General features: G+C 40.6%; 12 protein-coding genes. 6 read left to right on the forward strand and 6 right to left on the reverse strand.

Annotated features, from left to right (window positions below; genetic code table 11):
- Positions 1-214: 214 nt before the first annotated feature.
- Both gloA and E0409_RS01275 read right to left on the reverse strand, forming a co-directional pair.
- Positions 215-616, reverse strand: a complete 402-nt coding sequence (gene gloA, locus E0409_RS01270; RefSeq protein ID WP_131286799.1) for a lactoylglutathione lyase — start codon at positions 614-616, stop codon at positions 215-217.
- A gap of 14 nt (positions 617-630) precedes the next feature.
- Positions 631-2,778, reverse strand: coding sequence for an AmpG family muropeptide MFS transporter (locus tag E0409_RS01275; RefSeq protein WP_131286801.1), 2,148 nt, complete (start codon positions 2,776-2,778; stop codon positions 631-633).
- A 204-nt stretch (positions 2,779-2,982) separates the two neighbouring features.
- Here E0409_RS01275 and E0409_RS01280 point away from each other — a divergent pair, with 204 nt between their 5' ends.
- On the forward strand, positions 2,983-5,595 hold the full coding sequence (locus E0409_RS01280; protein ID WP_502699777.1) for a Lon protease family protein: 2,613 nt from the start codon (positions 2,983-2,985) through the stop codon (positions 5,593-5,595).
- 81 nt (positions 5,596-5,676) lie between these two features.
- Here E0409_RS01280 and grxD read toward each other — a convergent pair whose 3' ends face one another.
- Positions 5,677-6,018: a Grx4 family monothiol glutaredoxin gene (grxD, locus tag E0409_RS01285; protein WP_067725102.1), complete on the reverse strand. Its 342-nt coding sequence runs from the start codon at positions 6,016-6,018 to the stop codon at positions 5,677-5,679.
- Positions 6,019-6,180: 162 nt separating this feature from the next.
- Between grxD and E0409_RS01290 the strand changes: the two genes are divergently transcribed.
- Entirely contained in the window at positions 6,181-7,392 is a 1,212-nt protein-coding gene (locus E0409_RS01290; protein WP_131286805.1) for an aspartate aminotransferase family protein, read from the forward strand.
- A gap of 61 nt (positions 7,393-7,453) precedes the next feature.
- Here the strand turns inward: E0409_RS01290 and E0409_RS01295 are convergent, their stop codons facing one another.
- The 3 genes from E0409_RS01295 to surE form a co-directional block, all read right to left on the reverse strand.
- Positions 7,454-8,383 carry a LysR family transcriptional regulator gene (locus E0409_RS01295; protein ID WP_131286807.1) on the reverse strand — a complete coding sequence of 310 codons (930 nt, stop codon included), beginning with the start codon at positions 8,381-8,383 and terminating at the stop codon, positions 7,454-7,456.
- 92 nt (positions 8,384-8,475) lie between these two features.
- Positions 8,476-9,291 carry a peptidoglycan DD-metalloendopeptidase family protein gene (locus E0409_RS01300; protein WP_131286809.1) on the reverse strand — a complete coding sequence of 272 codons (816 nt, stop codon included), beginning with the start codon at positions 9,289-9,291 and terminating at the stop codon, positions 8,476-8,478.
- A 115-nt stretch (positions 9,292-9,406) separates the two neighbouring features.
- Positions 9,407-10,177, reverse strand: a complete 771-nt coding sequence (surE, locus tag E0409_RS01305; protein ID WP_131286811.1) for a 5'/3'-nucleotidase SurE — start codon at positions 10,175-10,177, stop codon at positions 9,407-9,409.
- A 112-nt stretch (positions 10,178-10,289) separates the two neighbouring features.
- Here surE and E0409_RS01310 point away from each other — a divergent pair, with 112 nt between their 5' ends.
- The 4 genes from E0409_RS01310 to E0409_RS01325 all read left to right on the forward strand — a co-directional run bounded on the left by E0409_RS01310 (position 10,290) and on the right by E0409_RS01325 (position 13,216).
- Positions 10,290-10,664: an MCR_0457 family protein gene (locus E0409_RS01310; RefSeq protein WP_131286813.1), complete on the forward strand. Its 375-nt coding sequence runs from the start codon at positions 10,290-10,292 to the stop codon at positions 10,662-10,664.
- A gap of 231 nt (positions 10,665-10,895) precedes the next feature.
- On the forward strand, positions 10,896-11,285 hold the full coding sequence (locus tag E0409_RS01315) for an MCR_0457 family protein (RefSeq protein ID WP_131286815.1): 390 nt from the start codon (positions 10,896-10,898) through the stop codon (positions 11,283-11,285).
- A 115-nt stretch (positions 11,286-11,400) separates the two neighbouring features.
- Positions 11,401-12,549, forward strand: coding sequence for a D-alanyl-D-alanine carboxypeptidase PBP5/6 (dacC, locus tag E0409_RS01320; RefSeq protein ID WP_131286817.1), 1,149 nt, complete (start codon positions 11,401-11,403; stop codon positions 12,547-12,549).
- A 112-nt stretch (positions 12,550-12,661) separates the two neighbouring features.
- Positions 12,662-13,216, forward strand: coding sequence for a gamma carbonic anhydrase family protein (locus E0409_RS01325; RefSeq protein ID WP_131287016.1), 555 nt, complete (start codon positions 12,662-12,664; stop codon positions 13,214-13,216).
- Positions 13,217-13,223 lie beyond the last annotated feature (7 nt).

The raw sequence follows: 13,223 nt of genomic DNA on the forward strand, positions 1-13,223 counted from the left end.
GTAATAATTGAAAAAATAAAAAAGCCCAATAAGTGAATTTACCTACCGGTAAAGTTTCATCTTACTGGGCTAAATAAATAAAGCCAGTTTTTCAACTCAATGTTGACTATTTAGTTTATCTATATCACTTTATGATTAGACTTTTTTCATAAACCCTTTTATTTCTCTCATAGGAAGAAAAATAAACAGGATGTCAACACTTATGAAAAGTCTATTAGTTATTACGGGCATCTTTATCTTGCTGAATCAGCTCGATTTTATAACCGTCCGGATCTTCAACAAAAGCGATCACGGTGACGCCGCCTTTCATAGGACCCGCTTCACGGACGACATTACCACCACGCGCTTTAATTTCTTCACACGCTTTATAGGCATCATCTACCGCAATCGCAATATGACCGTAGGCATTGCCCAGTTCATAACTTTCAGTATCCCAGTTATGGGTGAGTTCCAACACAGTATGATTTTCTTCATCACCATAGCCCACAAAGGCTAAAGTGAAACGACCTTCTTCATAATCACGTTTACGAAGCAAAGTCATACCGAGTACTTCAGTATAGAATTTTAAAGATTGTTCTAAATTACCTACACGTAACATGGTATGCAGCATGCGCATATTATTCATCCTTATTAACTATTTATATGTTGATGTTCACGTAATAACTTCGCCACCCACACCACTAAAATTAGAATAGGAATACCAATCAGTGTGGTCATGAGAAAGAAGTTCGGATAACCAATATTACTTACTATAGTACCTGAATAACCGCCTAAAATCTTAGGGGTTAAAGTCATCAGTGAGCTAAAAATCGCGTATTGTACTGCGGTAAATGATACACTGGTCAAGCTCGACAAAAATGCAATAAATGCAGCACCTGCAAGCCCTGATGCCAGGTTGTCAACGATAATGGCAAAATATAACCAAAGTGAACTATAAGGTTTAATCACCTTGCCTGTAATTTCAACTTCGTCAGTGGATTGGGCATTTACGACGGGTAAAGGCTGAACATCAACTTCTAAATCTTTGGCGGTGCTCAAATTCATATTGGTCGTATAGCGATGCTGGGTCGTGGACAAGACTTGATTATTTTCAATCACTCCAGCAACGAGCTGTTTAGAAGCTGAATTGATCAAAACCTCAGCCGGAATTGCCGCACTAAATACGCCTGTTTTATCCAGATTTGCATCAAAAGCTTGACCATCTAAACTTAAGACAATTTTTTGAGATTCAGATAAAGGTTGCCCAAAATACTGTCCACGAATCACCAAACTATTATTTTTCTCATATAAAGCAATGCTATTGTCACTGGTCACAGGCAATATCTGCATGCTAGATTGTTTTGCATCCTGCTTTAAATACGGCAATGTCATGACTGCAATATTTTGCGAACTGTCCTTATATTGGGTAGCAACTTGCAGTTCATCCGCTTGTGCCAATACCTGACTCGGTACTTTGAGTTTCCAGTATCCCACTTCATCGGACTGCACTTTATAATTCTGCTGTCCAACCGTGACATTGACATCATTGATTTGTTGTCCTGATTTTACCAGACCGATAAAAATTAGATTGGTCGAGCTTGCCAACACTGCACCAACAAACATCAACTTCATAATGTTCATGCGCTGTGCCAGCAAACCACCTAAGAAACCACCAACCAGACTGAAAATCACTCCATAAATTTTAACTGCTTCAGCAATTTGCTCTTTGGTGAAATTCAGGTCTTGATAAAATACATTGGAGATTACGCCGGCAATAATGTCGGAAATACGGTAAAAACCAATCAACAGCAACAACACCAATGCCAGTTTTACGCCATAACGTTTAAAGAAATCTGCAATCGGATTGACCCAGGTTTCAAATGCCATTTTCTTGTTGACAGCACCCATTTTCACCAGCAATGAACCCACCAATAACGCAACAGCAGCAGAACCAATAAAACGCAGGGCTTCAAAACAAAACAGCAGGAAAGAATCGGAAATTTCAAATTGTGATTTAATGGCTTCAGTTAAAGTACCAGAGAAAATATAGCTGAGCACAAAACTGATTACGGCCACAAAAAATACCGCCACCAAACGGTAGTAATCGGTACGTTTATAATCTTTATAGACCCGATTCACTTGTGGTTCACGAATCACCAATGTGGTGATAATGCCCACCAGCATCACCGCAGCCATAGCCAAATAGGTAATCTTCCAGGCACTATAAATATAGTTACCTTTCGCAGTACCTAATGATGCAGCCAAAAATAATGCACCAGCACCTGCTACAATCATCCCGATGCGATAACCGGCATTGTAGGTCGAAGCCAGCACCGTCTGCATTTGCGTTTCAGCCAGTTCAATACGGTAAGCATCAATGACAATATCTTGAGTCGCTGCAGAAAAGCCAAGCAACACTGCCCCCACCGCCATCTGGTACAAATAACTTTGTCCGAGTGCCGGATTTGAAAATGCCATAATACAAATGGCACAGATAATCAGTACTTGCGCAATCAGCAACCACGCCCTACGCCGACCGAGTATTTTCGTCAGTACCGGAACAGGTAATTCATCGATTAACGGTGCCCAAACAAACTTGAAGGAATAGCCAAGTGCTGCCCAGCTAAAAAAAGTCACCGCACTTTTATCAATTCCAGCCTCTCCGAGCCATAAAGACAGGCTTGAAAAAATCAGTAATATTGGAATACCTGCGGAGAAACCCAAAAACAGCATAATAAGGGCACGGCGATCAAGAAAGGCGGTAAAGGCCGATTTCCATCCAGTAGATTGTGTGGTCATTAATTTATTATGTTCTGCAAAAACTCAATGTCGCTATTCAAACGCGTAATGCGATAGGTTTCAACAATATTTACGAAATCATTATTTTATTTTATCGATTAAACTGTCATGTCTGCTTGAATTTTTCAAGCAAACCTGTATACCTTTAAATCTCTATCGCAATATTTCGTTTTGGATTTTACAGTGACCCAAAGACTCGAGCAAATGAACTCTTCTTTATCTGCCAATATTATCAGCAACATTGAACAACCGAGCCAAAACATTTTAACTTCAGCATTTGAACAACCAGAAATACAAAGCACTTTAGAAAAAACCAAACTGAAATCTGAACAACTGACGCATATTCCTAATTACGATAAAATTCCTGCATCAACGCGTCGCCTGAAACCCCTGAATAATTTTCTGGGGCAAGATCGCGCACGTGCCTCTGTAGAAGCAGGTATTGCTCTACCTTATTCAGGCTATAACATTTTTGCTGTGGGTACGGCGGGCCTCGGCAAACGCACCATGATTAAGCGTTTATTGCAACAACACGCCAAAACCATGCCGACACCAAACGACTGGGTCTACGTCAATAATTTCAAATTACCGCGTCAACCGATTGCGTTAGAGCTTCCTTCCGGTCAAGCAGCGAAATTTCAAACGCTGTTGCATCAGACCTGGCAAACCATCTTAAAGCAATTAGAACGCCGTTTTACCGCAGAAATTTATCATAACCGTATTGAGCTGATTCGCCAGCAAATTGGGGATGAGCAACAACAAGCGCTGATTGAACTCACCAAAGAAGGTGAAGCGCTGGATCTGAAACTGATTACGCGTCATGAAGAACACTGTTTTGTACCTGTACATTTCATTGATGATTCCCCTCACGAAATGACGCCAGAGGAAATTAATGCGCTAAACAGTAAAGAACGTGCTGAAATTTCAACCAATATGCGTTACATGGACAAAAAACTGGAACGCTTAGGCCTGCATTTGGGCGATTTAGAAGATGATGCACGCGACAAAGTACAAAGCTTGAATCGTGATATTGCAAAACAAGTGGTCATGCCGCGTATCGAGCAAATCCTGAATAAATTTGGTGAAGTAGAAGGCTTAAAAGACTATCTCAAATATTATGCCGAAGACATTATTAACAATGTCGAAATTGTACTTGAGCAAGAAGAAGATGACTTTAGGCCTGGGCTATTTAGCCGTGTGCCGGCACGTTATCAAGCCAATATCATTGTTTCATACAAGCCAAATTCTGGTGCACCGGTGATTTTTGAAGATTTCCCAACGCATTACAATTTATTGGGTCACGTTGAACAACTTACTCAAAATGGCACCATTACCACAGACTTCACCCTGATTCGCCCAGGCACGCTACATAAAGCCAATGGCGGCTTTTTAATGCTCGAAGCGGAGCAACTGCTTGAACAGCCTTATGCATGGCAAGGTTTAAAACGTGCCTTAAAATCAGGACAGCTAAAACTATCTTCGCTGGAACATATGCTGACTTTAACCGGCAGTATTTCGATTGAACCGCAATCTATTCCATTGAATTTAAAAGTTGTTTTACTTGCAGAACCTGAAGTTTATTATGAAATTCTAGAAGTCGAACCAGAACTGGGCAGTGTCTTTAAAATTCGTGCTGACTTTACCGATACATTACAACGTAATGACAGCAATGAGCAGGCATATATGCAGCTGATTGCCGATTATGTGCAAGCAGACAAATTACTCCCTTTTGACCGTTCTGCTTTAGCTGCCTTGCTGACAGATTCAAGTCGTCAGGCAGAAGACCAAAGTTCATTGTCATTACATGCTTTGACTTTGGGTGATTTGATTCGCGAAGCACATCACCATGCGGAAAAATCGGGTGACAAAATCGTTAGCGATAAACATATCAATACAGCGCTCGATCATCGTAAGTACCGCCTCGGTTATTTACGTGAATTATACTGGGAAGATTTGTCTCGTGGAACACAGCTCATTGAGACAAAAGGACATCGTTTAGGACAGATTAATGCCCTCTCTGTGATTCAGTATGCAGATGTTGAATTTGGTTTACCTTCGCGCTTAACCGCTTCGGTTTATCAAGGTGGTGGCGATATTCTGGATATTGAACGCAGTGTGGAACTCGGTGGCTCCCTACATGCCAAAGGCGTATTATTGATGTCGAGTTTCCTCAAAGCGCACTTTGGTCGTGAACAGATTCTACATTTCTCTGCTGCCCTTGCCTTTGAACAAAGCTATGGTCAGGTAGATGGTGACAGTGCAACCGTGGCTGAACTTTCTGCACTCTTATCAGCCATTAGCCAACTGCCAATTGACCAATCCTGGGCAATCACCGGTTCAATGAATCAGCTCGGTCAGGTCCAACCCATTGGCGGTGTAAATGCAAAAATTGAAGGCTTCTTCGATGCTTGTAAATTACAAGGCTTAACAGGAAAACAAGGTGTGATTATTCCACGCCAAAATATGCAACATTTAATGTTGCGACACGATGTCATTGAAGCGGTTGAAAAAGGTCAATTCCATATTCATGCCATTCAGACCATTGATCAAGCTTTAGAAATTCTCATGGCTCGCCCTGTCGGCACCCTAAACAAAAAAGGTCGCTATAGCAAAAATTCAATTTATGCTGCTGTTATGGAGCAACTTGAATATTGGCAGGCCATTGAAGATGGTGAAGCGTTTGAGGAAGAGACCAAGAAAAAGAAAAAAAAGAAGAAAGCCAAGAAAAAGCTGAAAGAGGAAGCAGAAAAACAACCGCTTCCGGCTGATGGGGTTGAACCTAAAAACACCAGCAAGGATAAGTCAGAAGCAGAGTAATCTGCTTCTTTAAAAAGCACCATTAAACCAACTCATTAAAAAAGCGCCACCAGGCGCTTTTTTAATCACTTTACAACTGAATTAAGCTTCAGGTGCTGGGCTGTGCTGTTCTACTAAAGATTTTAATTCACCTTTTTGGAACATATCTAGCATAATATCGCTACCACCAATTAATTCGCCATTAATCCACAATTGCGGGAAAGTAGGCCAATTTGCAATTTGCGGCAAAGTCGCGCGAATATCTTGGTTTTCCAAAATGTTTACATAAGCAAATGGACGACCAATTTGACTGAGTGCTTCTACCGCACGTGCAGAGAAACCACATTGTGGGAATTGCGGCGTACCTTTCATATAAAGAAGTACTGCATGTTTAGCAATTTGGTCACGAATTAACGCTTCAGTGTCGCGTGCTTGTTCAGTCATTGATAAATCCTCAACTAATCTGCCTCGCATTATACCCAAAACTTAACAAAACAGTATGACTAAAGCAATATTTCCATTTTTATTTACATTTGGGCTTTTATTCTGTAGCAGTTTTTGCTTAGATAAACCTTTATTTTCCCACCTAACAGATAAGAGTTAGTCATGAATAACATTACCCTTGCCCCAGTGCAATCTGATCAACCTTCACACTTGATGCCAGTATTTGGCCGTCAGCCGATCAGCTTTGTTCGCGGTCGAGGTTCTTATCTTTATACAGAAGATGGCACTGAATATTTTGATGCACTTACAGGTATTGCGGTATGTGGTCTAGGTCATGCTCATCCTGTTATTGCTGAAGCCATTGCTGATCAAGCGGCAACCCTCATTCACACCAGCAACTTGTTTGAAGTGCCTTGGCAAACTGCTGCAGCACAAAAACTTGCTGAAGTTTCAGGCATGGAAGAAATTTTCTTCTCGAACAGCGGTGCAGAATCCAATGAAGGTGCAATTAAAATTGCCCGTAAATTTGGATCTATGCAAGGCATTGCCAATCCTAAAATTATTGTTGCGGATCGTTCTTTCCATGGTCGTACCATGGCGACCCTTTCAGCAACGGGCAACAAAAAAGTTCAGGAAGGTTTTGGCCCACTGGTTGAAGGTTTTATTCGCGTACCTTTTGGTGATATTGAAGCCATTGAAGAAGCAGCAATTAACCACCCGGACATCGTGGCGATTTTTGTTGAACCGATTCAAGGTGAAGGCGGTGTCAATACTGCACCTCAAGGTTTTAGCTACCTCGAAGAAATCCGTCAAATCTGTAACCAACATAACTGGCTGATGATGCTGGATGAAGTTCAAACCGGTAATGGCCGTACCGGTAAATACTTTGCTTACCAGCATACCAACATTGTTCCAGATGTTTTAACCACTGCAAAAGGTTTGGGTAACGGCTTCCCGATTGGTGCCGTGATGACTCAGGGTCGCGGTGTCGGTATACTGACTGCGGGCAGCCATGGTTCAACTTATAGCGGTACAGCATTGGGTTCACGTGTTGTTTATACGGTGATTGATCTTATTCAGAAAGAAAATCTGGTTGAAAATGCTGCGAAAATGGGCAGCTATATCGTTGAGCAACTGACTCAACAGCTGAGTGGGCAAAACGTGACAGTCCGTGGATTCGGTCTCATGATTGGTATTGAATTACCGAAAGAATGTGGTGAACTGGTTAATATTGCCCGTGATGAATATCATTTAATTATTAATGTGACTGCGGGTTCTGTGGTTCGTCTATTGCCTACTTTAAACATTACCCAAGAACAGGCAGATCAATTGATTGCTCGTCTTGTAAAAATGATTAAAGCCTTTTTAGCTTAATTCTTTAATCGTTCAAAAACGAAAAGCCGCTGATAGCGGCTTTTTTCATACTCATCGGCTTTTATGAAGCTTCTTGATAAATTCTGCCACCGGGTAATTGGCAGAAATATTGTTTTAGTGCCTCTAAACAACGATGAATTTTCATCGGCTGTTGTTCATGTTTTGAAATAATGGCATACAAGGTAAAACTTGGTAATCTCCACTCCGGTAAAACTTCAACCAAAGCGCCATTGATTAAATCTTTTTGTGCATCTAAATATAAAATTCGAGCGATACCGTGTCCTTGCTGACATAATGCTTTGGCAACCAAGACATTATTTGATGTCAATCTCGAACGCATCTCCAAACTAATATCTTCATTGGTCACACCATGCTGGAATGACAAAGATTGATAATTTTTGATCACATTCATTGGAATTAAATCATGATGCTTTAAATCCTCAGGACGTGAAACAGGTGCTGACTGATTCAAATAACTCGGTGAAGCAACCAGAACCTGCTCAACTCTAGCAAGCGGCACCACATGCAAATTATTATCTTCAATTTTTGAACTTATTCGCAACGCAATATCAATACGACCTTCAATCAGGTCAATATATTGATTGTCAGCTTCTACATGAACTGCCAGACCTCGATGAGCAGACATCCAATGTGACAATGCTGGAATGACATGATTTGCAGCTAATTCTGGCGTAGTTGCAATACGTAAATCACCAACAAGATCATCACGCAGCTCATTAATTCGTATTTTCCCGCGCTCTGCGGCAGCGAGCATCTCTTGACAGCTGTGGAAAAAAGCTTGTCCCGCTTCAGTTAAACTCAACTTTCTGGTAGAACGATGTAAAAGTGTAACTTCCATCTCATGTTCTAAAGAACGAATTTGCTGACTTACAGCACTGGTGGTGATCCCTAAATTTCGGGCTGCACCACTGAACGAGTTTTTTTCTACAACACAAGCAAAAACACCCATTGCTCGAAGTTGATCTAACATAAATTTCCCTCTGAACTTATGAGATGCTTTATCTTTCGATAAAGGCAACTCATTGTATTATACGGTGAAATTTAAGTAATGCATTATTTTATTTAATTAATAGGTAATACCTTAGTCGGATCAATAGGCTTGCCATCTAGACGAACCTGAAATTCAAGCATAGTGCGGGTTGTACCGGATGAACCCATTTCCGCAATCTTCTGCCCAGCCGTCACATTTTCTCCACTTTTCACATTCATTTTACTGTTATGTGCATAGGCTGAAATGTAACCGTTAATATGCTTGATCAGAATCAGGTTGCCATATTCTTTTAAGCCATCTGCTGCATAAACCACTTGTCCATCCGCTGCTGCATAAATAGCATCACCCACATTGCCTGTATAGCGAATCCCTTTAATATTATTAGCTAGATTAAAGTTTTGCAGCACTGCACCATTACTTGGTTTGACCCAACGTAACGCAGATGCTTTAGAGGATGCCACAGGTGCAGTTGGAACATTGGCTACAACTGGTGCAGTGGTTTTCGCTGGAGTAGTTGGAAGTTGAACGGTTTGACGTTGGATCGGTGCAGCTTGTGTCACCGCTTGCGTCGTGGTGGTACGACGTGAACCAGAATCTTTTAAACGTAAAGACTGTCCAACATAAATGCGATACGGCGGCGTTATGTCATTCATATCAGCAACGCTGGTATAAGCTAGACCATAACGTGCAGCAATCCCACTTAAAGTATCTCCAGATCGAACGGTATAGTAGTCTGGTGCAGCTGCATAACGGGTGGCATTATGAATTTGTGGTTTTGAAGCACAGCCACTCAAAATGACAGTGGAAATAACAGCTGTAGACAATACAATGGTTTTCAGCAAGGCTGAAGGCACAGCAAATAAGCGATATTGTGACACCACGTGCATTAATCTTCCTCTCTACATACAAATGTATTTATTGATTTGCGCCAAGATTAGCAAAAAAATATATAAAAAATTATTTCAATTCTACATTTTCACAAAGTTATAACACTACTTGCAACTATTTGGAAAACTGTGCATGCAATGTGCTTAAAATGTCATAATTTGTAGCATCCATTTGAATCGGCGTGATGCTGACATAGCCATTTGCTACGGCAAAAAAATCCGAGTCTATTTCAGTCAGGCCTTTTTTAGGCTCCGCGACTGCCTCGCCAGAAAGACCAATCCAATAGACTTGACGACCCCGCGGGTCTACATGACTGGTGATGGGTTTGGATTGACTGCGTCTACCCTGATAGGTAATTTTTGAACCTTGTAATTCTGGTACATCCGGAATATTGACATTAAAGATGTGACGCGGAGGTAAAACAGGCAAACCAGACGCAATAAAATCATGCACCCATTGTGCAGCGACAGCATAATCTTTCGGGTGCTCGTAAGAACGAACATTTTGCCCTGCCATAGAGACTGCAATTGCAGGTTGTTTCATTAGACGCCCTTCAAAAGCGGCACCAACGGTTCCCGAATACAGAACATCATCGCCTAAATTGGCACCACTATTAATACCACTGACCACCAGATCAAATTCAAAATCAAATAGACCATTCATAGACAGATACACACAATCTGCCGGTGTACCATTCACCGCCCAAACATCGGGTGAAATTTGAATGGGACGTAAAGGTCGATCTAAAGTCAAGGCACTGGAGAAACCACTACGCTCGCTTTCAGGTGCAACAATAACAACGCGCCCCAAAGGCGCTAAAGCATGCGCAAGCGCTTGAATACCGGGAGCAAAAACACCATCATCATTGGCAATTAATATATTCACTTAAAAATCTCGTAACGGTTTGAAAAATGACTGGTCAGAACATTTGATTGAATAAGATAAAGAATTATATATATTTAACCCTCGACATCCATTCAAAATGTGTGACTAAAAAATGATTACAACGATCTCATTTCGTAGCTTCTTGGGTTTAGGTTTTGCAGCGTTACTCTCACAAGCTGTTTTAGCCGATGAAGGCTTAACTCAAGCAGAAGCCAATACTATTGTTAAAGAAGACATTGCTTCGACTCAAGTTATGGCTGAAGTATGCCCTGCAATTGTTGGTAAAAATGCAAAATTTGATCACAATATTCATCAGCTCATTCAGTCTTACCTGCAAGACTATTCAGATAAATCGATGACTTACGATAAAATTCAAGCAGATACAGAATATAAGTCTGTTCTTGATGAAGCGCGTCAAGCTGCAAAAGAAACCAGTAAAGATGAACAAAAATCAGTTTGTAATGACGTGGTCAATTACGACGCATAATTCACAACAGATCATCTATCTAGAATACTCAATTTGTCGAGCATTCTATAAATGGGCATGCAGATTATCCAGCTTCATGCCCTATTTTTTATAAAATAAATATAAGTCAAATTTCATTCATTGATTCTTCAATTTTCAACAGCTTCAATACATTTGTGTACTTACAATTACTAAAAATATCGTTAAGCTTATTTATATTGTTATATTTTTAAATAATTTAGGTCTGCTTAAATGAAATCATCCATGTTCAAATCTCTTTCTTTGGGTCTATTGACCACTGCTGTAATGTCACTTTCAGTGACCCACGCAGCGAAACAACAAGATGAAAATATTGAAGTCACACCGATTCAAAAAGTGACCCAACAAGAACTTGCAGCTATTTATGTGCTGTCAGAAGTCTGCCCAAGTCTGGTGAAAGATGATGCGCAGTTTTCGAGAGGATATTCCAAACTTGCGCAGGAATATTTACCTCAGGAAAAAGATGCAGTTTCAGCTTTATCCAAACTGAGTAAAGAGAAAAAATTTAAATCCATTTTAGCTGAAGCACGCAGTGATGCGAAAAAAGCCGGCGACTCAAAAAACAAAGAAATTTGCCAAGAACTGACGACTTATAACAATTAACACAAATTGGTTACAATACTTTTGAAATAAGCCGATTTCCCCATAGAAGTCGGCCTAGCTTTATCCTAGAATGCTAGGCTCTTTGTGCCTTATTCACGTATTGGAACCACCTAGAATGACCAGAAAAAGCGCCCTTGCTGCATTATTACTTTTACCGAGTTTCACATACGCAGCAACTGTCTTATCTGCACCACCAGAACTCAATAATAAATCTTATGTTTTGATGGACTATGAGACGGGGCAAATCCTCGCAGCAAAAAATGAAAATGAAAAATTAGCCCCTGCTTCAATGACCAAGATGATGACCAGTTACATCATCGAACAGAAGTTGTTGAGTGGTGATCTAACGGAAAATGAAAAAGTTCGTATGAACGAATCGGCATGGTGTCGTGGTAGTAGCACGGAATCATGTATGTATGTACCGCTGAACGGTACTGCAACAGCATTGGAAATGCTCCGCGGGATTATCATCCAGTCAGGTAATGATGCTTCTAAAGCCATGGCAGAACATATTGCTGGTAATGAAGGCACTTTTGCTCACATGATGAATGAGGAAGCAAAACGTATCGGCATGACCAATACCAGCTTTATCAATGCAACTGGTATGCCTGCTGAAGGTCACTACTCGACTGCAAAAGATATGGCGACACTTGCACAACATATCATTCATGACAGCTCAAAATATTACCCAATCTACTCTGAAAAAGAATTTACCTTTAACGGCATTAAACAAGGCAACCGTAATGCCTTGCTTTATACCGACCCAAGTGTAGACGGTTTAAAAACGGGTCATACTGAAGAAGCAGGTTACTGTTTAACGACTTCTGCCAAACGTGGTCCACTGCGTTTAATCTCAGTGATTTTTGGTGCGCCAAGCATGAACGAGCGTGCATCTCAAACACGTGAAATTTTGGCTTGGGGTTATGCAAACTTTGAAACCGTTAAAGTTCAACCTGCGAATCAGGTCTTGGCTAAAGCGAAAGTTTGGTATGGTAAAAGCAATGACGTTCAAATTGGCTTAGCTGAAAACTTCAACGTTACCATGCAGAAAGGTCAGGCTAACGCGATCAAAACCCAACTGGTTGTTCAACCTAAACTCACTGCACCGCTTAAAAAAGGTCAAGTGGTTGGTAAATATGTAGCCAGCATTAATGGTAAAGTCATTTCAGAAAAACCACTTGTTGCACTTCAAGACGTTGAAGAAGCAGGTTTCTTTGCAAAAATGATTGACCATATCAAACAATTCTTTAGTAACTTGTTTTAATTAAATTTAAAGTTTTAATTTAGTCTTAAACTAAAGATAAAGCACTCCTACTTCGGTATGGGTGCTTTTTTATTTTATAATGACTGCATACCATTACCACTGAATACGCATGATGAAAAAGAATATTCGCCCTTATTTAGATCACCATCCTAAAATTGATGCCACTTGCTACATTGATGAAATGTCCATGGTGATTGGTGACGTGACTTTGGCTGAAAATGTCTCGGTGTGGCCTTTTGCTGTGATTCGTGGTGATGTGAATCATATTCATATTGGTAAAAACAGTAATGTTCAAGATCATGCGATGTTGCATGTGAGTCATAAAAAAGCCGACAAGCCTGAAGGCTCACCGCTAATTATTGGCGAAGATGTCACCATTGGACATCATGTAAAATTACATGGCTGTACCATTGGTAATCGTGTATTAGTTGGCATCAGCAGCATTGTTTTAGATGACGTAGTGATTGAAGATGATGTGATGATTGGTGCAGGTTCTTTGGTTCCACCACGAAAACGTCTTGAAAGTGGTTATTTATATGTGGGTAGTCCGGTACAAAAAGTCCGTCCGCTTACAGATAAAGAAAAAGAATTTTTGCCTTATTCAGCACGGCATTATGTGAAGGTGGCGGGGAATTATATAGATAATAAACATTACAATCTAAAATAGATAAACC

It is taken from the genome of Acinetobacter sp. ANC 4862, assembly GCF_004336635.1.
Taxonomy (GTDB): Bacteria; Pseudomonadota; Gammaproteobacteria; order Pseudomonadales; family Moraxellaceae; genus Acinetobacter.